Annotated in this window: 24 protein-coding genes; 6 read left to right on the top strand and 18 right to left on the bottom strand. The window is 55.3% G+C overall.

Features of this window, described 5'->3' with window-relative positions:
* Positions 1-7: 7 nt before the first annotated feature.
* Both B9Z46_RS12300 and B9Z46_RS12295 read right to left on the bottom strand, forming a co-directional pair.
* Positions 8-790, bottom strand: a complete 783-nt coding sequence (locus B9Z46_RS12300; protein ID WP_108256825.1) for an ABC transporter ATP-binding protein — start codon at positions 788-790, stop codon at positions 8-10.
* Complete coding sequence (locus tag B9Z46_RS12295; protein WP_055359260.1) at positions 787-2,733, bottom strand: long-chain fatty acid--CoA ligase; 1,947 nt, start codon at positions 2,731-2,733, stop codon at positions 787-789. The genes B9Z46_RS12300 and B9Z46_RS12295 overlap by 4 nt, the downstream gene beginning before the upstream one ends.
* Before the next feature lie 167 nt (positions 2,734-2,900).
* Between B9Z46_RS12295 and B9Z46_RS12290 the strand changes: the two genes are divergently transcribed.
* The 4 genes from B9Z46_RS12290 (at position 2,901) to htpG (ending at position 7,674) form a co-directional block, all read left to right on the top strand.
* Positions 2,901-3,644 (top strand): Crp/Fnr family transcriptional regulator, encoded by a 744-nt coding sequence (locus tag B9Z46_RS12290; protein WP_108256823.1) that lies wholly within the window; start codon positions 2,901-2,903, stop codon positions 3,642-3,644.
* Complete coding sequence (locus tag B9Z46_RS12285) at positions 3,641-4,495, top strand: pseudouridine synthase (RefSeq protein ID WP_108256821.1); 855 nt, start codon at positions 3,641-3,643, stop codon at positions 4,493-4,495. Before B9Z46_RS12290 ends, B9Z46_RS12285 begins: the two co-directional genes overlap by 4 nt.
* Before the next feature lie 59 nt (positions 4,496-4,554).
* Positions 4,555-5,577: an ABC transporter substrate-binding protein gene (locus B9Z46_RS12280; protein ID WP_108256918.1), complete on the top strand. Its 1,023-nt coding sequence runs from the start codon at positions 4,555-4,557 to the stop codon at positions 5,575-5,577.
* 129 nt (positions 5,578-5,706) lie between these two features.
* Positions 5,707-7,674 carry a molecular chaperone HtpG gene (gene htpG, locus B9Z46_RS12275; RefSeq protein ID WP_108256819.1) on the top strand — a complete coding sequence of 656 codons (1,968 nt, stop codon included), beginning with the start codon at positions 5,707-5,709 and terminating at the stop codon, positions 7,672-7,674.
* 58 nt (positions 7,675-7,732) lie between these two features.
* Here the strand turns inward: htpG and B9Z46_RS12270 are convergent, their stop codons facing one another.
* The 7 genes from B9Z46_RS12270 to B9Z46_RS12240 are packed head-to-tail and all read right to left on the bottom strand — an operon-like array spanning position 7,733 to position 14,567.
* Positions 7,733-8,863 (bottom strand): serine/threonine protein kinase, encoded by a 1,131-nt coding sequence (locus tag B9Z46_RS12270; protein WP_108256817.1) that lies wholly within the window; start codon positions 8,861-8,863, stop codon positions 7,733-7,735.
* On the bottom strand, positions 8,853-10,319 hold the full coding sequence (locus B9Z46_RS12265; RefSeq protein WP_108256815.1) for a bifunctional serine/threonine-protein kinase/universal stress protein: 1,467 nt from the start codon (positions 10,317-10,319) through the stop codon (positions 8,853-8,855). Before B9Z46_RS12265 ends, B9Z46_RS12270 begins: the two co-directional genes overlap by 11 nt.
* Positions 10,316-11,068 carry a metallophosphoesterase gene (locus tag B9Z46_RS12260; RefSeq protein WP_108256813.1) on the bottom strand — a complete coding sequence of 251 codons (753 nt, stop codon included), beginning with the start codon at positions 11,066-11,068 and terminating at the stop codon, positions 10,316-10,318. The genes B9Z46_RS12265 and B9Z46_RS12260 overlap by 4 nt, the downstream gene beginning before the upstream one ends.
* A 4-nt stretch (positions 11,069-11,072) precedes the next feature.
* Positions 11,073-11,876: a crotonase/enoyl-CoA hydratase family protein gene (locus B9Z46_RS12255; protein WP_108256811.1), complete on the bottom strand. Its 804-nt coding sequence runs from the start codon at positions 11,874-11,876 to the stop codon at positions 11,073-11,075.
* A gap of 54 nt (positions 11,877-11,930) precedes the next feature.
* On the bottom strand, positions 11,931-12,779 hold the full coding sequence (locus B9Z46_RS12250; RefSeq protein WP_108256809.1) for a 3-hydroxybutyryl-CoA dehydrogenase: 849 nt from the start codon (positions 12,777-12,779) through the stop codon (positions 11,931-11,933).
* 46 nt (positions 12,780-12,825) lie between these two features.
* On the bottom strand, positions 12,826-13,638 hold the full coding sequence (locus tag B9Z46_RS12245) for an ABC transporter permease (protein ID WP_055361748.1): 813 nt from the start codon (positions 13,636-13,638) through the stop codon (positions 12,826-12,828).
* Positions 13,638-14,567, bottom strand: a complete 930-nt coding sequence (locus B9Z46_RS12240) for an ATP-binding cassette domain-containing protein (protein ID WP_055359270.1) — start codon at positions 14,565-14,567, stop codon at positions 13,638-13,640. The genes B9Z46_RS12245 and B9Z46_RS12240 overlap by 1 nt, the downstream gene beginning before the upstream one ends.
* Positions 14,568-14,704: 137 nt before the next feature.
* On the opposite strand from B9Z46_RS12240, the gene B9Z46_RS12235 reads away from it, so the two are divergent.
* Together B9Z46_RS12235 and asd are read left to right on the top strand one after the other, a co-directional pair.
* Positions 14,705-15,760: a cupin domain-containing protein gene (locus tag B9Z46_RS12235; protein WP_108256807.1), complete on the top strand. Its 1,056-nt coding sequence runs from the start codon at positions 14,705-14,707 to the stop codon at positions 15,758-15,760.
* 98 nt (positions 15,761-15,858) lie between these two features.
* Positions 15,859-16,701 (top strand): archaetidylserine decarboxylase, encoded by an 843-nt coding sequence (asd, locus tag B9Z46_RS12230; protein ID WP_108256805.1) that lies wholly within the window; start codon positions 15,859-15,861, stop codon positions 16,699-16,701.
* Between the two features lie 7 nt (positions 16,702-16,708).
* On the opposite strand, the gene B9Z46_RS12225 is transcribed toward asd, so the two are convergent.
* From B9Z46_RS12225 to lptE, 9 genes are all read right to left on the bottom strand, one after another.
* The gene (locus B9Z46_RS12225; protein ID WP_055359273.1) at positions 16,709-18,577 is read right to left on the bottom strand and encodes a potassium transporter Kup; all 1,869 of its coding nucleotides are present in this window, start codon (positions 18,575-18,577) and stop codon (positions 16,709-16,711) included.
* 153 nt (positions 18,578-18,730) lie between these two features.
* On the bottom strand, positions 18,731-20,026 hold the full coding sequence (gene gshA, locus B9Z46_RS12220; RefSeq protein WP_108256803.1) for a glutamate--cysteine ligase: 1,296 nt from the start codon (positions 20,024-20,026) through the stop codon (positions 18,731-18,733).
* Positions 20,027-20,037: 11 nt separating this feature from the next.
* Positions 20,038-21,303, bottom strand: a complete 1,266-nt coding sequence (locus tag B9Z46_RS12215) for a glutamate-5-semialdehyde dehydrogenase (RefSeq protein WP_108256801.1) — start codon at positions 21,301-21,303, stop codon at positions 20,038-20,040.
* A gap of 24 nt (positions 21,304-21,327) precedes the next feature.
* On the bottom strand, positions 21,328-22,263 hold the full coding sequence (locus tag B9Z46_RS12210; protein WP_108256799.1) for an oxaloacetate decarboxylase: 936 nt from the start codon (positions 22,261-22,263) through the stop codon (positions 21,328-21,330).
* The gene (locus B9Z46_RS12205) at positions 22,260-22,769 is read right to left on the bottom strand and encodes a 3-isopropylmalate dehydratase (protein WP_108256797.1); all 510 of its coding nucleotides are present in this window, start codon (positions 22,767-22,769) and stop codon (positions 22,260-22,262) included. The genes B9Z46_RS12210 and B9Z46_RS12205 overlap by 4 nt, the downstream gene beginning before the upstream one ends.
* On the bottom strand, positions 22,762-24,048 hold the full coding sequence (locus B9Z46_RS12200; protein ID WP_108256795.1) for a 3-isopropylmalate dehydratase large subunit: 1,287 nt from the start codon (positions 24,046-24,048) through the stop codon (positions 22,762-22,764). The genes B9Z46_RS12205 and B9Z46_RS12200 overlap by 8 nt, the downstream gene beginning before the upstream one ends.
* 18 nt (positions 24,049-24,066) lie before the next feature.
* Positions 24,067-25,068, bottom strand: coding sequence for a tripartite tricarboxylate transporter substrate binding protein (locus tag B9Z46_RS12195; RefSeq protein ID WP_108256793.1), 1,002 nt, complete (start codon positions 25,066-25,068; stop codon positions 24,067-24,069).
* Between the two features lie 125 nt (positions 25,069-25,193).
* Positions 25,194-26,249 carry a DNA polymerase III subunit delta gene (gene holA, locus B9Z46_RS12190; RefSeq protein ID WP_055359280.1) on the bottom strand — a complete coding sequence of 352 codons (1,056 nt, stop codon included), beginning with the start codon at positions 26,247-26,249 and terminating at the stop codon, positions 25,194-25,196.
* Positions 26,250-26,286: 37 nt separating this feature from the next.
* The gene (gene lptE, locus B9Z46_RS12185) at positions 26,287-26,844 is read right to left on the bottom strand and encodes an LPS assembly lipoprotein LptE (RefSeq protein WP_108256791.1); all 558 of its coding nucleotides are present in this window, start codon (positions 26,842-26,844) and stop codon (positions 26,287-26,289) included.
* Positions 26,845-26,875: the final 31 nt, after the last annotated feature.

Raw genomic sequence — 26,875 nt, 5'->3', positions numbered from 1 at the left:
CTTGTGCTTAGTGTGAAGTGCCCAAATAGGCACTGATCACTTCTTCGTTGTTGCGTACTTCTTCGGGGGTGCCGTCGCCAATTTTTTTGCCGTAGTCGAGCACCACCACGCGGTCGGAAATGTCCATCACCACGCCCATGTCGTGCTCAATCAAAACAATGGTGCAACCAAACTCATCGTTGACGTCCAAGATGAAACGGCACATGTCTTGTTTTTCTTCGACGTTCATGCCGGCCATCGGCTCATCGAGCAACAAGACTTGCGGCTCCATGGCCAAGGCGCGACCCAAGTCGACGCGCTTTTGCAAACCGTAGGGCAGCTGGCCCACTGGCGTTTTGCGATAGGCCTGAATTTCCAAGAAATCGATGATCTCTTCCACACGCTCGCGGTGTTTCATTTCTTCGTTTTCGGCAGGGCCGATGCGCAAGGCTTGCAAGAGCAAATTGCTCTTCATGCGCAAGTTGCGGCCTGTCATGATGTTGTCGATCACGCTCATGCCCTTGAACAAGGCCAAATTTTGGAAAGTGCGTGCCACGCCCATCTCGGCCACTTGGCGGCTGTTCATGTGGTCAAAGGTTTGACCGCGGAATGTGATGCTGCCCTCTTGCGGGGTGTACACACCATTGATGCAGTTGAGCATGGAGCTTTTGCCGGCACCGTTGGGGCCAATGATGGCGCGTATTTCATGTTCTTTCACATTGAAAGAAATGTCGGTCAGCGCCTTCACGCCACCAAATCGGAGGCTGATGTTTTGAACGTCGAGGATGACGTCGCCAATGTGTTTTGTCATGCTGCTGCCTTCACGGGGGCAAATGTTTTAGCGTCAGAAATTTTGAGGGTGGCACTGACACTGCCAGTGCGACCGTCTTCAAACTTCACAACCGTTTCAATGAACTGCGTGGTCAAACCGCCATACAAGGCATCGACCAAGGGCTGGTATTTTTCTGCAATGAAGCCACGGCGAACTTTGTTGGTGCGGGTGAGTTCACCATCATCGGCATCCAGTTCTTTGTGCAAGACCAAATAGCGACTGACCTGGCTACCAGCGAGCAATTCGTCTTCTGCCAAGTCGGCATTGACTTGCTCTACACACTCTTTGATCAACTCATAAACTTCTGGCTTTTGAGCTAAGTCGGTGTAACCGGCATAAGGCAAGTTGCGACGCTCGGCCCAGTTGCCCACCGCATCAAAGTCGATGTTGATCATGACGCACACTTTTTCACGCTGGTCGCCATAGGCCACCACTTCTTTGATGTGCGGGAAGAACTTGAGCTTGTTCTCGACGTACTTGGGTGCGAACATGGCGCCGTCATTGCTGCCGCCTTTGATGCGACCCACGTCTTTCACACGGTCGATGATTTTGAGGTGGCCATGGCTGTCCAAGAAGCCGGCATCGCTGGTGTGGTACCAACCATCGGCCGTCAACACTTCGGCTGTGGCTTCTGGGTTTTTGTAATAGCCCTTGAGCAAGCCTGGCGACTTCACCAAGATCTCGCCGTTGTCGGCCACCTTGATTTCAACACCACGGCAAGGCACGCCCACCGTGTCGGCGCGCGCTTGGTTGTCGGGCTGCAAGCAGACAAACACCGCGGTTTCGGTGGAGCCGTACAACTGTTTCAAGTTCACGCCAATGGAGCGATAAAAGGTGAACAAATCGGGACCGATGGCTTCACCGGCGGTGTAGGCCACTCGCACACGGCTAAAGCCGAGGTTGTTGCGCAAGGGACCGTAGACCAACAAGTTGCCAAGGCCATACATGAGGCTGTTGAACAAACCAATCGACTCGCCATCCATGCGCTTGGGTCCGACTTTTTTGGCCAAGCTCATGAAGTACTTGTACATGTTGCGCTTGAGACTGCTGGCATCTTCCATGCGAATGCTCACGCTGGTGAGCATGCCTTCAAACACGCGGGGTGGTGCGAAGTAATAGGTTGGGCCAATTTCTTTCAAGTCGATGGTGACCGTGGCGGCCGACTCGGGGCAATTGACCACATAACCGGCCACCAACCACTGTGCATAACTGAAAATGTTTTGACCAATCCAAGCGGGTGGCAAATAGGCCAGCACGTCTTCGTTGGAGGTGAGGTGATCGAACTCGGCGCCCGCTTGTGCGCGGTCAATCAAAGTACCGTGCGTGTGCACCACACCCTTGGGATTGCCTGTGGTGCCCGATGTGAAGAACATGGCGGCCACGTCTTCTTTAGCGCCCATCTCCACTTGCTCTTTGTAGAAGTTGGGGTGCTGTTTTGCAAATACGGCACCTGCAGCCAACAACTCATCCACAGAACCAAGGCCAGGCTCGTCGTACTTGCGCAAACCTCTTGGGTCATCGTAATAAATGTGCTCGAGCGCGGTGTAGGTTTCGCGCACTTCCAGCATTTTGTCGACTTGCTCTTGGTCTTCCACCACGCACAAGCGCACTTCGGCGTTGGTCATGGGGAACACACACTCAGCAGCCACCGCATCTTGGTACAAAGGCACAGGAATTGCGCCCAAAGACTGTGCAGCCAACATGGTGGCGTACAAACGGGGACGGTTGGAGCCCACCACAATCATGTGCTCACCGCGCTTCAGGCCGGCTTGGTGCAGGCCACAGGCCATGTGGGTCACCATGGTGGCCATGTCTTGCCAGCTGATGGTTTGCCAAATGCCATATTCTTTTTCACGCATGGCCGGCGCAGTGGGGCGCTGGGCGGCATGTGCCAGAAGCAATTGAGGAAAGGTCGTCTGCATACGGGTCCTGGTTAGGTCACCGTCTCTTCCAAAAAGAAGAGACTTGTTGATTTCTTGGACTGGATGCTAGACTTTGATTTGACGTCAAGTTGTCGTTTCGACGACAATCTAAGGTATCGCCCACTAGGATTTTCCCTAGGATTTTCAACGTCTTACATGAAGTTGACATGACATCTGACCTGCATCAAAGAAGACGCCCCCCAACCGACGAGGAATTGGCCAACATCCCTTGGTTGCCCTTGCTCTTGCCAAAAGAACGTGAGCGCGCCATCAACGCCTTGCGTGTGGGCGACGCCGAAAAAGGTGATTTTGTGTGCCGCGTGGGTCGCCCTGTCACTTACTGGTTTGGCACGGTGTCTGGCCTGCTCAAGATGAGCAGCGACAACGAGGATGGCCAAACCATGACCTTCACGGGTGTGCCGCCAGGCGGCTGGTTTGGCGAGGGGACCGCCTTGAAGCGCGAGGTTTACCGATACAACATTCAAGCCTTGCGGGCCAGTGTGGTGGCGGGTTTGCCCCTGGAGACCTTCCATTGGCTGATCGACAATTCTCTGGGCTTTAACCGCTTTGTGATGAACCAACTGAATGAGCGTTTAGGTCAGTTCATTGCTGCGCGGGAATTTGACCGTTTGAACAACCCCGACTTGCGCGTGGCGCGCAACTTGGCCGCCTTGTTCAATCCTGTGCTGTTTTCTGGGGTGGGCGATTTGCTGCGCATCACCCAACAAGAACTGGCTTATCTGGTCGGCTTGTCCAGACAGCGCGTGAACGAGGCCTTGATCCACCTGCAAGAAGAAGAACTGATCCGCGTGGAATATGGGGGCTTGAGAATTTTGGATTTGCAGGGCTTGCGCACGCGCATGATTGACCGCAGAAACAGAGACAATCAGCTCACAGAAAAGATTCTATGAACCAGCCACCCGCCAAACCCACTTTTACCCGTGCGCCTCGACCTGCCAACGCGGTGTCAACCGCTCACCCGAGCGCGACCGGCGCGACCACCGTGCGCCTGAACAAGCGCATGGCAGAGCTAGGAATGTGCTCTCGCCGCGAAGCCGATGCATGGATTGAACAAGGCTGGGTCTTGGTAAACGGCAAAGTGGCAGAAATGGGCATGCAAGTGGGCTCTGTCGATCGCATCACGATCGAACGCGCTGCACAAGCGCATCAAGAACAACAAGTGACCGTGCTGCTGCACAAACCCATGGGCTATGTGAGCGGTCAAGCGGAAGACGGACACGAGCCCGCCATGGTGCTGTTTCAAGCGCGCAATCAATGGTCGGGCGACACCACGAACATTCGGTTCAGTCCTGCACAGTTCAAAGGACTGGCGCCTGCAGGTCGCTTGGACATTGACTCTGTGGGCTTGCTGGTCATGACGCAAGATGGCCGCGTGGCGCGTCAACTGATTGGCGAAGACTCGGGCATGGAGAAAGAGTATTTGGTGCGCGTCACCTGTGCCGGCCCGCAGGGCGATATCACGGTGAACGTGCAGGCCCACTTCCCTGCCGCACAAATGCAAAAACTGCGACACGGCTTGAGCTTAGATGGCAAGCCCTTGAAACCCGCGCAAGTGGAATGGCAAAACCCCGAACAACTTCGCTTTGTGTTGAAGGAAGGCAAGAAGCGTCAAATTCGCCGCATGTGCGAGCAAGTGGGCTTAAAGGTGGTGGGCCTCAAGCGCATTCGCATGGGCCGTGTTCATTTAGGTGCCTTGCCTGTGGGGCAATGGCGTTATCTGGGTCCCAAAGAAAGTTTTTAAGATTGAATGCTTGCACTGCATTCCTATTTCGAGCGCACAAACATCATGAACACAAAGCCATGAAAACTTTGAAACACAACCTCACCTGGATCTTGGCCAGCGGCCTAATGGCCATCAACGCACAAGCGGCTACCGTCAACGCCATCTGCAGCACCGACCAAAGCTGGTGTGAGATGGCGGCGCAAGCTTTCACCAAAGCCACCGGCGTCACGGTCTTGCAAACCCGCAAAGCCACTGGCGAAGCCTTGGCGCAAATTCGCGCAGAGGCCGCCAATCCCAAAACCGACATCTGGTGGGGCGGCACTGGCGATCCGTTCTTGCAAGCGGCCGAAATGGGTTTGCTGGCTCCCTATCGCCCCGCCTACATCAATGATTTGTATGGCTGGAGCGTGCGCCAATACGCCATGTCTGAAAACAAAGTGGGCGGCTTCTACACCAGCGCCATCGGCTTTGGATGGAACACGGAGTTGTTGAAAAAGAAAAACTTACCTGCGCCCAAATGCTGGTCCGATTTGCTCAAGCCCATTTACAAAGGCGAAATCGAAACCTCTCACCCCGCCTCCAGTGGCACGGCTTACACCATCTTGGCAGGCTTGGTGCAGTTGATGGGCGAAGAGGCTGCCTTCGATTACATGAAGAAGCTGAACGCCAACGTGACGCAATACACCCGCAGTGGCACCGCCCAAGCGCCCAATGTAGCCAAAGGCGAAGTGGCCGTGGGTGTCAGCTTTATCTTCGGCTTCGATCTTTGGAAACACAACAAATACCCCGTCCAATCCGGCGCTCCTTGCGAAGGCACCAGCTACGAAATTGGCGGCATTGCATTGATCAAAGGCGCACGCAACGCCGAAGCCGCCAAGCAGTATTACGACTGGTTGATGAGCCCTGAAGGTCAAAAAATTGGCGGCTTGTCGGGCAGCTTGCAGTTTCCGGCCAACAAGACCTTCAAGCCCGACCCACGCATCCCCAGCTTAGACGATGTGCGCTTGATCAAGTACGACTTTGAAAAATACGGCAAAGCTGCTGAGCGCAAACGCCTGCTAGACCGTTGGAACAAAGAAGTGGGCGCCCAAGCCCGCTAATTCTCAACCCCCTTGAAATTTCAAAAGCTATCCCCAACTCAGGGGGTGGTGGGTTGTTTCAACCCTGCGCTTGCCTCTTTATTTGCAAAGGCAAACACTCTTTTTTAACCGCTTTGTATCGATTTGAAGATGACCAAAAAGACCCATGCCTTTCAGGCCGAAGTAGCCCAGCTGCTCCATTTGGTAACGCATTCGCTGTATTCCAACCCCGAAATTTTTGTTCGCGAGTTGGTGTCCAACGCTTCTGACGCTTGCGACAAGCTGCGCTTTGAAGCGCTCAACAACGATGCGCTTTATGAGAACCAACCCAACTTGGAAGTTCGTTTGTCATTTGACACCGAAGCCAAGACCTTGACCATTGCCGACAACGGCATTGGCATGACGGCGCAAGAAGCCATCGACAACTTGGGCACCATTGCCAAGAGCGGCACCAAAGACTTCATGAGCAAACTATCGGGCGATCAAAAGTCTGATGCGCAACTGATTGGCCAGTTTGGTGTGGGCTTTTACTCTGGCTTCATCGTGGCCGACAAGATCACAGTTGAGACTCGCCGGGCAGGCGCGCCTGCGTCCGAAGGTGTGCGCTGGATCAGCGGCGGCACCGGCGACTTTGAAGTTGAAAACATTGAACGCGCACAACGCGGCACCAGCATCATCTTGCATTTGCGCGAAGACGCCTTGCAATACGCCAACACTTGGAAACTGAAAGAAATCGTTGGCAAATACTCCGACCACATCAGCTTGCCCATCTTGATGGAAAAAGAAGAGTGGAAAGACGGCGAACTGATTGGCAAGGACGAGAGCGAAGGCCGTAAGCCCGGCGGCATGGTCAAGACTGGCGAATGGGAAGCCATCAACAAAGCCACCGCTTTGTGGACCCGCCCCAAAAAAGACGTCACCGACGATCAGTACAAAGACTTCTACAAGCAAATCAGCAAAGACTTTGCCGAGCCGCTCACCTGGACACACAACCGCGTGGAAGGCAGCACCGAGTACACACAACTTTTGTACATTCCCTCACAAGCCCCGCATGACCTGTGGAACCGTGACAAAAAAGCGGGCATCAAGTTGTACGTCAAGCGCGTGTTCATCATGGACGATGCCGAAGCGCTCATGCCCAGCTACTTGCGCTTTGTCAAAGGCGTGGTCGACTCTGCGGACTTGCCTTTGAACGTGAGCCGTGAGTTGCTGCAAGAAAGCCGTGACGTCAAAGCCATTCGCGAAGGTTGTACCAAGCGCGTGTTGTCCATGTTGGAAGACTTGGCCAAACACAACGAAGCGCCTAAGGCATCTGAAGATGGTGTGACCGATGTGGTGAGTGAAGAAGACAAAGCCAAACAAGGTCAATACACCCGCTTCTACAAAGAGTTTGGTGCGGTGCTGAAAGAAGGTTTGGGCGAAGACTTTGGCAACCGCGAGCGCTTGGCCAAACTCTTGCGCTTCGCCTCCACGTCTTCTGACGAAGTGAGCGTGTCCTTGGCCGACTACAAAGCGCGCATGAAAGAAGGCCAAGAAGCCATCTACTACATCACCGCCGACACCCTGGCTGCTGCCAAACACAGCCCACAACTCGAAGTGTTCAAGAAAAAGGGCATTGAAGTCTTGCTCATGACCGACCGCGTAGACGAGTGGGCCTTGAACTTCATGCACGAGTTTGATGGCACCCCCATGCAAAGCGTGGCCAAGGGCGCCTTTGACTTGGGCAGCTTGCAAGACGAAGAAGAAAAGAAAGCAGCTGAAGAAGCCGCTGAAACCTTCAAGCCTTTGCTGGCCAAATTGAAAGAAGCTTTGAAAGACAAAGCCGAAGACGTGCGCGTCACCAGCCGCTTGGTGGACTCACCTGCTTGCCTGGTGGTGACCGATAACGGGATGAGCATGCAGCTGGCACGCATGTTGAAGCAAGCGGGTCAGCAAGCGCCTGAATCGAAGCCTGTGTTGGAGGTGAATCCCGAACACGCCTTGGTGAAGAAGCTTGAGGGCTCTGTGCACTTCCATGACTTGGCCAACATTTTGTTTGACCAAGCTTTGTTGGCTGAAGGCGGCATGCCAGATGATCCAGCAGCTTATGTGCGCCGTGTGAATGCGCTGTTGGTTTAATTCAAACCATTTGCATTTCAATGAACAAGCCGCCTTCGGGCGGCTTGTTCGTTTCTGCTCAAACCACCAACAGCGGTTCTTGCATTTGCTCGATCTGCTCTTCCAACATTTGAACTTGGCCGCGCCAATAGTCGGGCGTGCCAAACCACGGAAAGTTGATCGGGAAAATGGGGTCATCCCATCGGCGGGCTAGCCACGCGCTGTAGTGCACCAAGCGCAGTGTTCGCAGCGGCTCAATCAAGGCCAGTTCACGTCGATCAAAATCACGTACTTGCTCATACCCCTCCAGCAACATGATCAGTTGACCTGAGCGCTGCTTGCGATCTCCCGACAAGAGCATCCACAAGTCTTGCACAGCAGGTCCCATGCGCGCATCGTCTAAGTCCACAAAGTGCGGACCACCGCCTGGCAGGTCTGCAGGTGTCCACAAAATATTGCCTGGATGGCAATCGCCATGCAAACGCAACATTTGAAAATGCGGCCAATCGCTGCCATGCGCAGACCCTAAGCCAGCGGCATGCATCACGTCCATGGCCTGTTGCCACGCGTCTTGCCATGCGCGCTCGACTTCCATGGGAATCGCTTTGTGCTTGAACAACCAATCCTTGGGCTCTTGCATGAAGGTGTCGATGCTGAGGGCGGGTCGATTGTGAAAGGGCTTGGCAGCCCCCACGGTATGAATGCGCGCTAGAAAACGGCCAATCCACTCCAACACTTCGTCATCGTCCAACTCAGGCGGACGACCGCCGCGTCGTTCACTGACGGAAAAAGAGAAACCTTGAAACGCCTGACCCTGCAAAGCAAGCTTCGCAGAATTTTCTGCAAACGCTTTGTGATGCAAGGTGTGGCCTTGCAAATTGAGCGGCGGCACCACGGGCACTTCTGCAGCGACCAACTCCGCCGCAAAGTCATGCTCTTCTTGAATCTGCGCATCCGTCCAACGGCCGGGCCGGTAAAACTTAGCGACCACACTGGTGGGCACAGGCGTGCCATCGGTTTGCGTGGGTGTGCGCTCCGACTCCAATTGAATTTGATAGACGCGGTTTTCGTAGGAACTGAGCGCCGTCAGGCGACCATCGCCCATCAAGCCGATGTCGGCCAATGCATCGAGAACGGCATCAGGCGTGAGTGAAGCATATGGATGCAAAGCGTCCCACTCGGATGGCCCTTGGGGGACTTCATTTGTCATTCAATGTTCCTAAAAATTCAAACGGCACATCTTGCTTGACCAAGATGACGGTGCATGGTGCGTTCATGGCCACCTTGATGGGTACAGTGGCTACAAAGCGCTGCATTTGCAGACCATGCGTGGCCGCACCCATGATCACCATGCCAACCTCATTGCTTTTAGCATACGTCACCAGTGCATGCGCCACATCGCTGGCTTCCAGAACGTGAAACGAAACTTGATGATCATGCAAATCCAAGCCTTGTGACCATTGCTGCATGCGCGCCAAGTGCATGCGATGCACACTGCTTTCGCTTTTGCTTGAATCGGTGCTGCTAGTGTCATTGGGCGATATGACCGTCACGCATGCCAAACGCGCACCCGGTCGAATGCCCAAAGATCGGTCGACCGCTTCGCGCAGCGAATACCACGTGGCATCGCTCACATCGGCATGTGGCAAGGCCACCATCAAGATCGGTACTTCTTTGATCTGTTTGGAAGGCAAGGGGCTGGGCTGGTAATGCATGCCCGCAGCTTTCAGCCATCGCTTGAAATGCTCTTTGAAGCCAGTGCCCTTGATTTGTTGACCGCGCTCTGTGATGCGAATTTGATCGGGGTTGCCCAAGTCCATGGCCAAGTGCGCCGCCGAGGGGTAGCGCTTGGCAGCCTCAGGATGCAGGCACTTCAAAATCACTTCTTGCAACCACTCCGGCACCTGGGGGTTGCGCTTGCGAGGTGGCACAGGGTCCATCCACAAACGCTGACGCATGCCGCCTGCTGTGGCAGGCTCGCCAAACGGCAATTCGCCAGTTGCCAGCTCGTAAAGCATCACACCGATGGCAAAAATATCCGAGCGGGGATCACCGCGCACACCCACCACTTGTTCAGGTGCAATCCACGCAGGTGAACCCACCGCTTTGCGCATTTCTTCAGCCAGCAGATCAGGGTAATGTGCATGGCATGACAAACCAAAATCTAACAACACCACTTTGCCGTTGGGGCGGATCAAGACATTGGCTGGCTTGAGGTCTAAGTGACACACGTTTTGTTTATGCAAACTGTGCGCTGCATGCGCCAACTCAGCACCGACGCGAGCAATGGCCCTGTCGTGTAAACCTGCTTGAAATGATTCTTTGTGAAAATTCTCGCGCCAGGTTTCAAGTGTCGACCCCTGCACATACTCCATGACCAAATAGGGTGTGCGAGACAAATCACCGGCTGCCACAAAGCGCGGCACATGGGAGCCCGAAAGTGCGGGCAAGATTTGATGCTCAACCTCAAAGCTCACAATGTTTTCTGCACCATCGCCAGCCGTCATGCGCGGAATCTTCATGGCCATCGGGAACTCTGATTCGCGGCGTGTGCCGTCTTCGCTCAAAGCGTACTGAACGGTGTAAATGTGCGCCATGCCACCGGCATGCAAACAAGCTTGAATTTCAAAGCCATCGATCACATGGCCAGGATTGAGAAGTTTCATCGCCCTAGCGCCAATCGTTCAGCAAAAAATTCGGGCAGCCCTGCTTCGCGGATGGCCTTAGCGGCGGCTTGATGATCGTAGGACACGCGGTGAAAAGTCATGCGCCCGGCCGACTCATCGTAGAGCGCATACATGGCTTGCGGTTTGTGATCGCGAGGTTGTCCGACCGAACCCACCGTCGCCACCCATCGGCGGTGCGAAGGCATGGGCACCTGCACACCCGCTGTGGGTTCAAACTTCATCATGTTGTGCCCCGTGCCACGGTAATAAACCGTTTGGTGATGCACATGGCCCACCACCACATGGCGTGCGTCGAAGTGTTGCAAGGCATGGTCTGCGCACAAATCGGCAGCGCGTTCAGAGTCGACGTAATGCCAACGCTCGGGCGCATGGGCGCTGGCATGGACCAACAACAATGGCCCCGATAAGACGGTCAAAGGCAAGGCCTTTAAAAAGCCACGCTGCGAAGCACCCAATTGTTCAAACGTCCATTGGGCCGAGCTGCTGCCCAAGCTGTCATCGCCAACGGGCGGTTTCACCGCCATCGCGTCGTGGTTACCTTGCAGCACCCATGCACCTTCGTCGGCCAACTGCATGGCCATGTCGACCACCTCCTGCGGATTGCCACCGTAGCCCACCAAGTCACCCAGCAAGGCCCAGCGGTCAACGCCCTGCGCTCTGGCATGTGCCATGCAAGCATTCAGCGCTTGCAGGTTGGCATGAATGTCTGAGAGCAGCGCAATTCTCACAACGTCATTTTCCAGTGAAGCGTGCGTCGCGTTTTTCGATGAAGGACTGCACGCCTTCTTTGGCGTCTTCACTGTTGGACAGTGTTTTTTGAACCGAGATGAATTCGTGCATGGCCACCAAAGGACCTTGCTCCACTGCTTTTAAAACACTTTGGCGTGTGGCTACGACGGCCAAGGGTGCTTGTGCGGCAATGGCTTGTGCAATCTTCAGTGCCTCATTCAACTGCTCACCGACAGGCACCACGCGTTGCACAAAATTCAATCGCAAAGCTTCTGCACTGTTGAACTCATCCCCCGTGAGCAAATGCAGCAAGGCATTGCCCATGCCCGCACGCTCGGACATGCGCAAGGTGGCGCCGCCCGTGGCCATGATGCCGCGCTTCACTTCGAGCTGCGAGAAGCGGCAATTGTCGGCGGCCACCACGATGTCGGCTGCCAGCATCAACTCAATGCCCAAGGTGTAGGTAATGCCCTGCACGGCCACCACCATGGGCTTGGTGCGGCGGCGATAGCCCTCCATGCCCAAGTTAAGCGGATCGACCAAACCCAAGGGCACGGCTTTTTCGCCGCGCTGCATGAGCGGTGCGATGGTGGGCAAATCAAGGCCCGCCGTGAAGTGATCGCCCATGGCGTGCAAGACGCCCACCCTTAAAGCAGGCTCATCGTCTAGGCGTGTGTAGGCCTCGCCCAACTCGCGGTACATCTTGGGGGTGAAACCGTTGCGCTTGTTGGGTCGGTTGATACCGATCAACAGCACGCCGTCACGCACTTCCAAGTCAATGCTGCCTTCAGGATGAATGTTTGTCATAAATCGCCTTGCACTCAGAATAAAGACAAGTGCACCCCGTGCACTTGACCCACATCAATATTGGTAAACGCCGTGACCGGTCTTGCGACCCAAACGGCCTGCAGCCACCAACTCTTTCAGCAAGGGGCAAGGACGGTATTTGCTGTCGCCAAATTCTTTGAGGTACACCTCCATCACGGCCAAGCACACGTCCAGGCCAATCATGTCGGCCAAGGCCAGCGGGCCAATGGGTTGGTTGCAACCGAGCTTCATGCCAGCATCGATGTCGTCGGGTGTGGCCAAGCCTTCTGACAACACAAACAGCGCTTCGTTGATCATGGGCACCAAGATGCGATTGACCACAAAGCCCGGCGCATTCTTCACCGTGATGGGGGTTTTGCCCAAAGCGGTGGCCAAGGCATGCACGGCATCGTGGGTGGCATCGCTGGTTTGCAAACCGCGAATGATTTCCACCAAAGCCATCATGGGCACGGGATTGAAAAAGTGCATGCCAATGAAACGATCGGCGCGGCTTGTGACAGCGGCCAATTGGGTGATCGAAATCGAAGAGGTGTTGGAAGCGATGATCACATCAGGCGCCAGCATGCCGTCGAGTTGCTTCAGAATTTTGACTTTAAGGTCTTGGTTTTCAGTAGCCGCCTCAATCACCAAGTCGGCTTGCTTTAAATCCTCATAGTGCGTGCTGCCCTGAATTTTGGCCAAGGCAGCGGCTTTGTCAGCCTCTGTGATTTTTTCTTTTTTAAGCAAGCGGTCCAAACTACCAGACACTGTGGCGATGCCCTTGGCCACTGCCGCTTCAGAAATGTCCACCATCACCACGGGAATGCCTGCGACGGCGCATGCTTGTGCAATGCCGTTGCCCATGGTGCCCGCGCCAATGATGCCTACTTTTTGAATGATCATGATTTGAAAAATGAAAAGTTAAGAAAAAGAAAATGACAACCGGGCATCAAGCCCTGAAACGTTTGCGCGTTAAGGCCAGTGCCACCCAAAACGCAGCCGCCGCTACACCCACCAGCAAACACACGTTGCCCACAAAGTGTTGGGGCCATTGGTCGAGGAAAAGTGGCCGCACCATTTCAACGGCGGCCGTCAATGGCAAATACGAGGTGATGGTTTGCAACCACTCAGGCAATTGCGTGCGCGGAAAATAAATGCCCGACAAAAACATCATGGGCGTGAGAAACAAGGTGAAGTAATACGTGAAAAAGTCGTAGCCTTTTGCCAATGCATTGAAGATCAAGGCAATGCAGCTGAAGGTCACCCCCACCAACCACAAAATGGGCCACGCCAACAACAATTTCCAGCTGTGCGTGATGCCCAACACCAACATGACGCCCAAAATGGCGGTCACTGTGAAGATCGCTTTGTAAGCGGCCCACAGCATTTCGGCCATCACCACATCGTCGAGGCGAACCGGTGCGTTCATGATGCCGTCCCACGTCTTTTGCATGTGCATGCGAGAGAAGGCTGAATACAAAGCTTCAAAAGACGCCGCATTCATGGCACTCATGCAAATACTACCGCTGGCCAAGAACAAGATGTAGGGCACTTGCTGCCCGCCGGTGTTCACCTCGCCCACCAAAGCACCCAGGCCATAGCCAAAGGCCACCAACCACATGAGGGGTTCGGCAATGTTGCCCACCAAACTGGGAATGGCCAACTTGCGCCACACCAACAGATTGCGCAAGAACACAGGCCACCAGCGCATTGAGAGTTGCGGCGGCGCCCATACTGAAGGGATGACATGCTGTGTGTTCATCATGCGTTCTCCCTGATTTGACGGCCGGTGAGTTTCAAAAATAAATCCTCCAAATTGGCAGGGCGGTGCAGACTGCGAATGTGCGGCCAAGCATGCAATGCCAGCAGCAAAGGCTCAGCTTGTGAGGTATAGAAAAAGACCGTTTCGCCACTAACTTCAACACGCGCCGCATGTTGTCTGAGTGGCGAGTCTTTGGCGGCCAAAGCCAAGGCGCCTTGGCCATACAACTCCACCACATCGGGCTCGAGGTGCTGTGCAATCAAATCGCGCGGCTTGCCTTCTGCAATTTTTTGGCCATGGTCAATCACCAACAAGCGATCGCACAAGCGCTCTGCTTCGTCCATGAAATGCGTCGTGAGCAAAATCGATTTGCCTTCTTGCATCAGCATTTGCAAACGCTCCCACATCAAATGGCGCGCTTGTGGATCGAGACCTGTGGTGGGCTCGTCCAACATCAGCATTTGTGGTTGGTTGATGAGGGCCCGCGCCAAACTCAAGCGGCGCTTCATGCCACCCGACAATTCACCCGGCTTGGCTTTGGCCTTGCTGGTCAAGGCGCCAAACTCAAGCAGCGGTGAAATGCGCGCTTTGATGTCACGGTCTTTCATGCCGAAATAGCGGCCATAGACCAACAGGTTTTCTTCGGCCGTGAAGTCGGGGTCTAAGGTGTCCATTTGCGCCACCACACCCAAGCGCGATTTGATGGCCAGCGCATCTTGGGGCATCGACAAATTGTCGAAGTAAGTGATGCTGCCTGTATCGGGTGTGGTGAGCCCCAAACACATGCGCAAGGTGGTGGTCTTGCCAGCACCGTTCGGACCAATCACGCCCAAGCATTCGCCAGGGGCGATGTGAAACGACAAATCGTTCACCACGGTGTTGTCGCCAAAGCGTTTAACGAGGTTTTTTACGTTCAATAAATCTGTCATCCCTCGATTGTGCCTCGCAGACCCTTAGGCCAGACTGACCCAAGCCATCAGCGCCTTTAGAAATCTGCGAGAACTTGGTGAAGCGCCCATCAATATGTATACTTATTAAAACCCTCCAATGAGACTTTAAGAACACCATGAACCCCGCCAACCACTCTGACGCTTTGGGCCGCTTGGAAGATTTGCCAGCCGACTACATCGCCGACATGACCGCCCTGTCCATTGCACCGCTGTGGCCGCAATTGCGCGGGCTGTTGCCGCGCGGTAAACCAGCGCGGGCCACCCAGCCTTTTGTTTGGCACTATGCAGAGGTCCGACCTCAACTCATGCGCGCTGGCGAGTTGACACCGATTGAAAAAGCCGAGCGCCGTGTCTTGGTCTTGTGCAATCCGGGCCATGGCATTGAAAAATTGGTGGCCACACCCAACATTTACGTGGGCATGCAATTGATTTTGCCCGGAGAGGTTGCCCCCAACCACCGCCACACACCCAGCGCCGTGCGCTTTGTGGTGGAGGGTGAAGGCGGCTTCACCACTGTGCAAGGCGAAAAATGCCCCATGCACAAAGGCGATTTGATCCTCACACCGGCAGGTCTGTGGCACGAGCATGGCCACGAAGGCAAGGGCCCCGTAGTCTGGCTGGATGCCTTGGATTTGCCCATGGTTTACAGCATGGAGGCCTCGTACGCCATTGAAGGTCCATCGCAAAATGCCCGCGCAGATTTGGACGCCTCGCAAACCAAGTACCGCCGTGCAGGCCTGGTGCCCTTTGAGTCTCTCAGTTTGAAGACACGCGCCGCATACCCCCAAATTCGTTACCCCTGGGTCGATGTGCGAGAGGCCTTGAATGCCCTCGACAAAGGTACCCCCAAAGACGCTGCGGTTCAACTGGCGTATGTCAACCCCGAAACTGGCGCGCCCTGTTTGCCCACGCTGGGCTTCTCTGCGCAGTTGCTGCGGGATGGCTTGGACTTCAGCCCTCGTCCGCGCTCGGCCAGCTCGGTGATGCACGTCATTGAAGGCCGCGGTGAATCGGAGATCGACGGTGTCACCCTGAAATGGTCAGAAGGCGATACCGTGGCCATCCCCACCCACGCACAGATCAAGCACCGCGCCAGCAACGGCAACGCTTACCTGTTCCATGTGGACGACGCCCCCACCCAGCGCGCCTTGGGCTTTTACCAAGAGTTTTAAGCTGGACATCGCGTCCCATCGCGTCTTGTTGGCAGGCAGCAGGGATCCGGCCTGCAAGCCTCCTACAATAAGCTCCCAAGTGAAACGAGGGAGCCCCTGTGTCCGATCAATTGGCAGTATTGCCGCAATACCTCATGCCCAAGCAGGCCATGACCCAACTGGCGGGCCGTTTGGCCAGCGCCGAGTGGGGCAGTTTCACCACTTGGGTGATCAAACGCTTTGTCAAGCGTTACCAAGTCAACATGGACGAAGCCGTTCACGCTGATCCTGCGCACTACAAAAGCTTCAACGAATTTTTCACGCGGCCCTTGAGAGACGGTGTACGTCCCATGGCGGCCAGTAGCTGGGTCTGCCCTGTGGACGGTGCCATCAGCCAATGCGGCCCCATCGACAAAGATCAAATTTTTCAGGCCAAGGGTCATCACTACAGCACGCGTGCTTTGGTGGGCGGCGATGAAAAGCTGGCTGCGCAATTTCAAAATGGCCATTTCGCCACTTTGTATTTAAGCCCACGCGACTATCACCGCATTCACATGCCCATTGGAGGTAAGTTGCTGCGCATGATTCATGTGCCTGGCGATTTGTTTTCGGTCAACCCCACCACGGCGCGAGGTGTGCCAGGTTTATTTGCGCGCAACGAGCGCGTGGTGTGCGAGTTTGAAACTGAAAAAGGACCGATGGTCTTGGTCTTGGTGGGTGCCACCATCGTAGGCAGCATGGCCACCGTGTGGCATGGCCAAGTGAACCCACCGCGTCCTGGCATGGTGCGCGAATGGCGCTACGACACGCAAGATGTGCAACTGCAAAAAGGCGAAGAGATGGGCCGGTTTTTATTGGGCTCAACGGTGGTGATGCTGTTTCCGCAAAACAGCATTCAATTTCCAGCCGATTGGCTCAGCACTCGCCCACTTCGCATGGGCGAGGCGATGAGCAGCATTTAAGCTTCCGTTAAATCTCGATCTTGGAGCCCAACTCCACCACAGAGTTGTTGGGCAATTTCAAGAACTCGGCCGCCGCACTGGCATTCAAGTGCATTTGCGCAAACAACTTTTCACGCCATGTGGCCATGCCGCCACCGATGGTGGGAATGACAATGTCGCGTGACAAGAAGTAACTGGTCGTCATGGGATCCAAATCAGCGCCATGTACTTTCAACTGCTCCAAGGCCTTGGGCAAATCAGGATCATTTTTGAAGCCATAGTTGACGATCACTTGCCAGCAATCGTGATGCAAGGATTCAATTTCCAAGCGCTTGTTCAAACCAATCCAAGGCACCTCATGGCTTCGCACCGTCACAAACAAATTTTGTCGGTGCAACACTTTGTTGTGTTTGAGGTTGTGCAACAGCGCGTTGGGCACGCTGCCAATTTCGGCAGTTAAAAACACAGCCGTGCCTTCCACGCGGGCAGGTGGCGCTACAAAAATAGCTTCCAAGAAATCGACCAAGCCAAATGAATCGGCCTTCATGGATTCGTTCAACAAACGTCGGCCATCGCTCCAAGTGACCATGAGCAAGAAAATGCCGCCGGCAATGACCAGTGGGAACCAACCGCCTTCAAAGAGCTTCATCAAGTTGGAGGCCCAGAATGCAAAGTCAACCACAAAGAAAAACCCGGTGGCGCCAATGCAAAGTGACAGCGGCAATTTCCAGCCGTAACGAATCACAAAGAAAGTGAGCGTGGTGGTGATCAACATGTCGGTACACACCGCAATGCCATAAGCCGCCGCCAAATTGCTGGAAGATTTGAACAAGGCCACCGCCAACACAATCAAAACAAACAAGCCCCAGTTCACAAAGGGAATGTAGATTTGACCCAATTCCTTCACGCTGGTGTGAAGCACTTGTAAGCGGGGCAAGTAACCCAATTGAATCACTTGTTTGGTGACGCTGAAGGCCCCGGTGATCAAGGCTTGCGATGCAATCACCGTGGCCATGGTGGCCAAGCAGACCAAGGGGATGAGCGCCCATTCAGGGGCCATCATGTAAAAAGGATTCTTGACAGCCTCGGGGTTGGACAACAACAACGCACCCTGGCCAAAATAATTCAAAGTCAACGCAGGCATCACGGTGGTAAACCAAGCCAGTCGAATGGGCTGTTTGCCGAAGTGGCCCATGTCGGCATACAGCGCCTCGCCGCCGGTGACACACAAGACCACAGCGCCCAAAATGATGAAGGTCGTACCTGGGTTTTCCCAGATGAACATCACGGCATAGTGCGGGCTGATGGCCCACAAAATTTCAGGGTGCGATGCGATGTGGTACAGACCCAAGACGGCAATGGCCGCAAACCAAACCAAAGTGATAGGGCCAAAAAATTTGCCAATGCCCGCAGTGCCGCGTTTTTGCACCACAAACAGAACAAACAAAATCAACAAGGTCAGCGGAATGACCGCCTTCTTAAAGGCAGGCGACACAATCTCCAAACCTTCAACGGCAGAGAGCACCGAAATGGCAGGTGTGATCACGCCATCGCCATAAAACAGACATGTGCCAAAAATGCCAACCATCAAGAGCACTTTGCGCAAACGCGGCTTGTCCTTAACGGACTGTGAGGCCAAGGCCAACATGGCCACCAAGCCACCTTCGCCGTGATTGTCAGCACGCAGCACCAAGGTCACATACTTGACCGACACAATGGTGGTGAGCGTCCAGAAGAAAATAGAAAGGATGCCGTAGATGTTCTCTGGTGTGAAAGCCACATGACCAGAGCCAAAGACCTCCTTCAACGCATACAAAACACTGGTACCGATGTCACCATAGACCACGCCGATGGCGCCAACGGTCAGGGCCATTAAAGAAGATTTGCTTGAAGACACAAAAAATTAGCCCAGCAACCAGTCTGGGCCTTAGTTCAGAATGACCGCGATTTTGCGCCTGTTTTCAAAAGATTGCCATGGAGTCTGCGCTCTAAAAGACAGCGCTGTCCCCAGTTGTTGCAGTGCAGCAACTGGAGATCATTTACGCATACTTTAGTCGTAAACTTCGGCTTCTGGGTCGGTGGCTTCCAGCTCGTAACTGGCCGCCAACATGGCCAAACGGCCAATCACACCGTACATGTAGAAGCGGTTGGGCACACTGGCACCGGGCTTCATGCCAGGCTGTGGCAAATGCGGTGTATCTGCAAAGGCCAACGGCACAAAGCTGGCACCTGGTGCATTCAGGTTCTCGTCCACACCGCGCTCGGCATGCACGCGGTAGAAACCGCCCACCACATAGCGGTCCATCATGTAGACCACAGGTTCGGCCACGGCATCGTTCATGCGCTCATTGGTGAGCACACCTTCTTGGATGATGACGTCGCTGACCACCTGACCATCTTTGATGACGCTCATCTTGTTGCGCGTTTTGCGGTTGAGCACATCGAGGTCGGCCACATCCCGCACGGTCATGATGCCCATGCCATAGGTGCCGTTGTCGGCTTTGACCACCACAAAAGGCTTTTCGTTGATGCCGTACTCTTTGTACTTGCGCTTGATTTTGGTCAGCAAGGCGTCGACGTTGCTGCGCAGTGCCTCAATGCCAAGGCCCTCTGCAAAGTTCACATCGCCACATTGGTTGAACATGGGATTGATGAGCCAGGGGTCAATGCCCAACAGCTTGCCAAAACGCTTTGAGACTTCTTCGTAGCTTTGGAAGTGCAAAGTTTTGCGACGCACGCTCCAACCTGCGTGCAAAGGTGGCAAGAGATGCTGCTCGTGCAAGTCTTCCAAAATACCAGGCGCACCGGCCGACAAATCGTTGTTCAGCAAAATGGTGCAGGGGTCAAAGTCTTTCAAACCCACACGGTGCTTGGAGCGCAAGACGGGCTCAAGGGTCACTTGATCGCCGCCTGGCAAATCAATCGTCGTCAACTCTTTGATCTCGGGATTGATCGAACCAATGCGCACATTCAAACCGGCCATGTGGAAGATGCGCTGAAGTTGCGCCACATTGCTCAAGTAGAACGTATTGCGCGTGTGGTTCTCGGGAATGATCAGCAGGTTTTTGGCCTCGGGGCAGATCTTTTCAATGGCCGCCTGTGCCGCTTGCACGGCCAAAGGCAGCATTTCTTGCGACAGATTGTTCCAGCCGCCAGGAAACAAGTTGGTGTCCACGGGCGCCAGCTTGAAGCCGGCGTTTCGAATGTCGACCGAGGTGTAAATGGGCGGTGTGTGCTCCATCCACTCCAAGCGAAACCAACGCTCGATGGCGGGCATGGAGTCGAGCACGCGCTGCTCGAGTTCGTTGATGGGCCCGTTGAGGGCAGTGACTAAATGCGGAACCATAGCAGCCTTTGTTAATTTCTCACTTCACCTTCACCCAGTACGACGTACTTGAGTGATGTGAGGCCTTCGATCCCCACAGGACCTCGGGCGTGAAACTTGTCGGTTGAGATGCCGATTTCGGCACCCAGTCCAAATTCAAAACCATCGGCAAAACGCGTGCTGGCATTGACCATGACGCTGGCCGAATCGACCTCGCGCAAGAAACGCTGCGCATGCATGTGGTTGCGCGTGAGGATGGCATCGGTGTGATGGCTTGAATAATGATTGATGTGGGCAATGGCTTGGTCGAGACCGTCCACCACCTTGATGCTGATGATGGGCGCCAAGTACTCTTCAAACCAATCTTGCTCGGTGGCTTCCACCAGTTTGGCGCCAGCCACTTGCGACAAGATGGCCTTGGATTTGGGGCAGCAGCGCATTTCAACGCCTTTGTCGGCATACACCTTGCCAATGAGTGGCAAAAATTCAGCGGCCACGCCTTGGGCCACCAACAAGCCTTCGCTGGCATTGCAGGGGCTGTACTTTTGCGTTTTGGCGTTGTCGGCTACTTTGACGGCCATGGCCACATCGCAAGGGTCGTCCACATACGTATGGCAATTGCCATCGAGGTGCTTGATGACGGGCACTTTGGCATCACGGCTGATGCGCTCGATCAAGCCTTTGCCGCCGCGAGGAATGATGACGTCGACATACTCGGGCATGGTGATCAGTTGACCCACAGCTTCACGGTCGGTGGTTTGCACCAACTGCACCGCATCGGCTGGCAAACCTGACTCTTGCAGGGCTTGCTGCACCAACAAGGCCAGCGCTTTGTTGGACTCAATGGCTTCAGAGCCGCCGCGCAAGATGCAAGCGTTGCCGCTCTTGATCGACAAGCTGGCAGCTTCAATGGTGACGTTGGGACGGCTTTCGAAAATCATGCCGAACACACCAATGGGCACACGCATTTGACCCACCCGAATGCCGCTGGGTTGTTGTTTCATGCCCAAAATTTCGCCAATGACATCGGGCATGGCGGCCAGCTGTTCGCAACCTTCTGCACACGTTTCAAGGACCTTGGGCGTGAGGCGCAAGCGATCGACCATGGGGGCAGACAATCCGGCAGACTCTGCGCGAGACAAGTCTTTGGCATTGTCGATTTGCAAAGCAGCCGTACTCTCGCGCAGCAAGGCTGCCAAGCGTTTCAAGGCTTTGTTTTTTGATGCCGTAGAGGCTTTGGCCATCAAGGCGGAGGCAACTTTGGCCTGTTGCCCGAGGGTCTGCATGGATGCGTTCATGCCCCTATTTTCGCACTCTTGTGCTCAAACGGGGAACTGACGCTCCCAATTCTCAACTTCTGGCAGCCCTAAACAGTCGTTGTACTCTTTGGAAGTGAGCTGACGCGGCTTGGCCGCCAGGGTGTGGCCGTCGGTATGCAAGTGCTGCAAGGCCTCACGCATGGCAAAACCCACCGCATTGCGCAGCAAGGCGGGGTAAATGGCCAAGGCCACGCCATGGGTGTGCAACTGGGTTGCGGGCAAGCCGAGCAAAGGGCCACCGGCATCGATGTTGACGGTGCAAGGAATGGTCAAAGCAGCTGAGATTTGCTTCAGATCGTCCAGCAAGCCGGGATGGGCTTTCAGCTCGACGAACACCGCATCGGCGCCTGCTTTTTGAAAGGCTTGCGCACGGGCAATGCCTGCTGCCAGGCCTTCGGCGCCCACGCTGTCGGTGCGGGCAATGATCATGAACTGATCGTCTTTGCGCGCCGCCACGGCCGCTTCAATTTTGGCAACAGCCTCGCGGAACGGCAACACACTGCGATCGCCTGGCAATTGGGCGCAGCGTTTGGGCGAAATTTGGTCTTCCATGTGGATGGCCGCCACCCCTGCCGCTTCAAATTCTTCAATGGTGCGGCGCACGCCCACCACGTTGCCATAACCGGTATCGGCATCGCAAATGAGGGGCAAGTTGACGCACGCGGCCACGCGGCGGGCATGACCGGACATCAAAGACAAGTCGACCAAACCCACATCGGGGCGGCCCAACAAGGAGGCCGACACGCCGTTGCCTGTCATGTAGACCGCTTCAAATCCGAGTTGCTGCACCATGCGCGCGCCATAGCCGTCGTACACGCCAGGCGCCACCACCGCGGGGCCGCCCTGCTGTGCTTGCTTGAGCTTGGCCCGCAACTGTTGACGCAACTGAGTCGGCGTAAGTGCGCGCTGACTTTCTGCAGGGATTGGCGTTGCGCTCATGCTGTGATTTTCCAATCAGGGTATTTTTTCAAAAATGGAATGAGGCCGCCTTCGGCCAAAATGGCCAGGATGGCTTCAGGCACTGCGCCCAAAGGTCGCACCACATGGCGGTTGGTGACTTCTAGTTTTTGGCCAGCCATGTCGATGCGCAGCGTGTCACCTTCTTCAATACCGGCCACATCGCACTCAATCACGGGCAGGCCATTGTTGATGGCGTTGCGGAAAAATTGGCGGCCAATCGAGGGCGCCACAATGACTGCCACACCCATGCGACGCAAGATGTGAACAGCTTGTTCACGCGAAGAGTTGATGCCAAAGTGCGTGCCCGCCACGATGACGCTGCCCGCGACAAAGCGAGACGCAAAACCGGGTGACACCGCATCAAAGGCTTGCGCAGCAATAAAGGCTTCGTCTTTGCCTGGCAGGTACTTGCCCGAGCAATTAAGGTCAGTGTTGACGTCGTCACCCAAACGGTAAACACGTCCTTGAAGGGTGTGATCAAGCATGTGAAGCCTCCCACTGGCCGCCCGCCACAGTGCGGGGATCGGTGATGTAGCCGGTCAATGCCGAGGCCGCCACGGTGGCTGCAGAGCCCAACCAAATGTCGGCATCGTGGTTGCCCAAGCGGCCTTGGAAATTGCGATTGGCACTGGAGATGACCACTTCGCGGTCGCCTGGAATCAGGTGATTGGTAATGCCAACGCAGGTGCCGCAGCCGGCGGCTTCGACGGACGCACCGGCTTCGGTCAAAGCTTCGATCAGGCCTTCACGCGCAGCCGCCAAATAAATTTGGCGTGAAGCGGGCGTGATGATCATGCGCACGCCTTTGGCCACGCGCTTGCCTTTGAGCACCGCAGCGGCTTGACGGATGTCGTCCAAGCGGCCGTTGGTACAAGTGCCAATCAAAGCGAAATTGATTTTTTGGCCCACCACCTCGTGCGCCGGCACGATGTCGTCGACGGAATGTTTGCGCGCCACTTGCGGGGCCAGTTGCGAAGCATCGATCTCAAAGTGATCGGCGTAATGCGCATCGGCATCGGCACTCAAAGGCGCGGGCGTTTTGGCGCCATGGGCTTTGAGCCAGGCAAAGGTTTTTTCGTCGGCCTCGAGCAATGCAGCTTTGGCCCCCAGCTCGGCGGCGTGGTTGCACAGCGTCATGCGGTCGTCGATTTCCATGGCCTGTACAGCCGTACCGACGTATTCAATGGCGCGGTAGTTCAAACCTTCTGCGCCAAATTTGCCCAGCATGTGCAAGGTCACATCTTTGGCCCAGACGCCAGGCTGCAAGCGACCCTTAAGGGTGACGCGCACAGACTCGGGAACTCGCAACCACACTTTGCCTGTGGCCATCACGGCACTGACGTCGGTGCCCTCGATGCCTGTGCCAAACGCATTGAAAGCGCCATACGTCACAGAGTGCGTGTCGGTTCCGACAATCAAATCACCGCATGTGAGGTGGCCACCTTCGGGCATCACTTGGTGGCAAATGCCATCGCCAATGTCGTACAACACGCTGCCGTGTTCGTCGGCAAATTTGCGCATGGCCGTGTGGCCTTGTGCCGCCTCCACCGTGGGCGGTGGTGAAAAGTGATCGAGCACCCAAGCCGTTTTGTTGGCAAAGGGCAAAGATTTGGCGCCCATTTTTTCGACCATGCGAATGGCATTGGGCGCACGTGCATCGTGCACCATGGCGAAGCTGACGTTGGCCACCACCAGGTCACCCGCGCGGGTGCTTGGCAAACCGGCATGGCGCGCCAATAGTTTTTCTGCGAGGGTCAAACCCATGATGTGCTTTCTGAAAAATTAACTGCCTTTGATGTTCGCTTTACGAACCACACTGCCCCACTTGTCGCTCTCGGCCTTGATGTAACGGGCCGCTTCAGCTGGCGTGGTGGGCGTAGGCTCTAAGCCCAGCTTGCGCAATTGCGCCACCACACCGGGATCTTTCAAAGTGGCCACCAAGGCCGCGTTCAAACGCTTGATGACTTCAGGTGAAGTTTTGGCAGGTGCCGCAAAGGCATACCAATTGGTTGCTTCAAAACCAGGATAGCCTGACTCTGCAATGGTGGGCACATTGGGCAAAGCCTCTAAGCGCTTGGCACCGGTGGTGGCCAGCGGGCGCAACTTGCCTGTTTGAATGTGCTGCACTGCATCGGTGGGGCTCGAGAAGATGGAGGGCAACACGCCACCGAGCAAATCGTTCATGGCAGGCGCACCCCCGCGATAGGCCACGTGCTGGTTGTTCAAGTTGGCCGCAATTTTGAGCAATTCACCGGCCAAATGACCGCCGCCGCCAATGCCAGATGAGCCGAAGGACATCTTGGAATTTTCTTGACGTGCTTGTTTCAGGTAGTCGTCAAAGGTTTTGACATCGCTGGCCGAGTTGACCACCAACACATTGCTGAACACCACGCACAAGGTCAAGGCTGCCGTGTCGGCAACGGGGTCGTAGTTCAACTTGTTCAAGTGCTGGTTCACAGACAAAGAACCCACGGTACCCAGCATGATGGTGTGACCATCGGGCGTCGCCTTGGTTAACAAGTCGGTGGCAATGTTGCCGCCAGCACCGGGCTTGTTGTCGATCACCACGTTTTGCTTGAACAACTCTGTCAACTTGGGCACCATGATGCGGGCCACCGTGTCGGAGCTGCCACCGGGGGCAAAGCCCACCAATATTTTGATGCTCTGTGAAGGGAAGTTGCTGTCTGCTGCCGTTTGGGCTTGCACAGAACACAAAGTTTGGGCACCGAGCAGTGCCACAGTCAATAAGGCTTGACGGCGCAACGACGAAAAAGCAAATGGCATGGCTTGTCTCTCCTGAATTGGGATGCGGTGAGTGTAGGCCCAAGCCCCCTCTTTGCAAGCAAATGACTGGGGTTTGAGCTTGCGTCTGTGAGTTGCCCTCACAGCGCGCCACAAGTCAAATGACTTTAGTTTTTGGCAGCACAAGCGCTGGCTACGCGCAAGGCCAGACGGTGCAATGCTTGCCAGGGGTCGGTAGGCCAATCTGCTACTTTCAAACCTTTGACAATGCCATCCACTTGGTGGGCGTTTTGCAGCAATTGCGCCAGGCGGCTGGCCGACAAACGTGGCAAGACCCGCTCAAATTGTTTTTCACGAACGCCCCAAATGCGTTGCTCGCGCAAGGCCATGGGCAAGGGCTTTCCTTCGGCCATCGCGTCTTTGACGCGCTTAAGCGCTCGAATGTCTTCGGCCAAGGTGTAGTGCACCAACACCGCAGCTTCGCCTTCAGCTTGTAAGCCATCGAGCATGCGCTGCACACGTGCCACTTGCCCCGACAACACTGACTCTGAGAGTTTGAACACATCGTAGCGCGCCACATTGAGCACTGCGCTTTCAACTTGGGACTGCGTCAGCTCGCCTGCCGGATACAGCAATCCCAGTTTTTGAATTTCTTGGTGGGCCGCCAACAAGTTGCCCTCAACACGGTCGGCAAAAAATTGCAAACAATTTTGGCCATCTTGGCCTGCCACCACGCTTTGCCCTTGCAACTTCAAGCGCTGCGCAATCCATTGCGGCAACTGCGCACGGTCGAGTGAATCAATCTGCACCGTGACGCCGTACTGATCGAGTGCACCAAACCAAGCACCTTTCTTGGTGGCATTGTCCAATCGCGGCAAGATGAACAAGGTCAAGGTGCTGTCATTGCCTTCTGCGGTTTGTGCCAGCTGCTGAATCATGGGGCTGCCTTCTTTGCCAGGCTTGCCCGTGGGAATGCGAATCTCCAACAGTTGCTTGTCGGCAAACAAGCTCATCGAGCCGCCGGCTGCCAACACTTCGCTCCAATCAAAATGCGCACCCGACACCACATGCACACTGCGCTCGGTAAAGCCTTGGCTGCGTGCTGCGGCGCGAATGGCGTCTGCGGCCTCTTGCACCAACAGAGCCTCATCGCCATGCAAGGTGTACAAGCTGCGCAAACCTTTTTGCAAATGCGCTTGGATTTGAGGCAGGGCCAGTTGCATGGGAGAAAACTTTAATCGCGCAACAAGTGCAGGCTTGTCAAAGCGACTTCACGGCGGCCAAGCGTCGCAACATTTGCTGCACGATGTCCACTTGCATGTCGCGGTACATCATGGCTTCTTCAATTTCTTTGGACAAAGCCGCAGACTCCAAGAAGCTCAGGTCGCGCTGCTGCTGCAACTCCACTTCGGGAATCAAATTTTTGCCATGCGGTGTGCGCAAGCGAAATTTCACTTTCAAGCGCAGTTGCAATTCACGCACTTGACCCGATGCGTTGAGGCCGACCACTACGCGCTCACGAACTTCAGACATCACGTCCAGCACCACCTCACTGGCCGCCATGTCTTTGGCTTCGGTGAAGACGGTCAAGTTGGCATTGCTGGCCAAATGACGGCGCAGGTCTACGCCCAATGCCGATTGACGCGGCAAGATCAGGAACAAAGACTTGAAGGGCAAGTCGGCACTTTGGCGCAATTGAAAACCGCAGCCCGACAAGCCTGCAGCGGCCACGCCACTCAACAGCACGCCACCCGCCAATCTGCGCCCCAAGGTTTGCAGCGATTGGCGACGGGTTAGCAACTGTGGGGCTTTGTTCATGGTGTGTGCTTTGAAGCGATTGGCGTGCGGC

The organism is Limnohabitans sp. Hippo4 (genome assembly GCF_003063605.1).
GTDB lineage: Bacteria > Pseudomonadota > Gammaproteobacteria > Burkholderiales > Burkholderiaceae_C > Limnohabitans_A.
The sequence above is the reverse complement of the archived record's forward strand: the minus strand, read 5'-3'. Positions and strand labels throughout refer to the sequence as shown.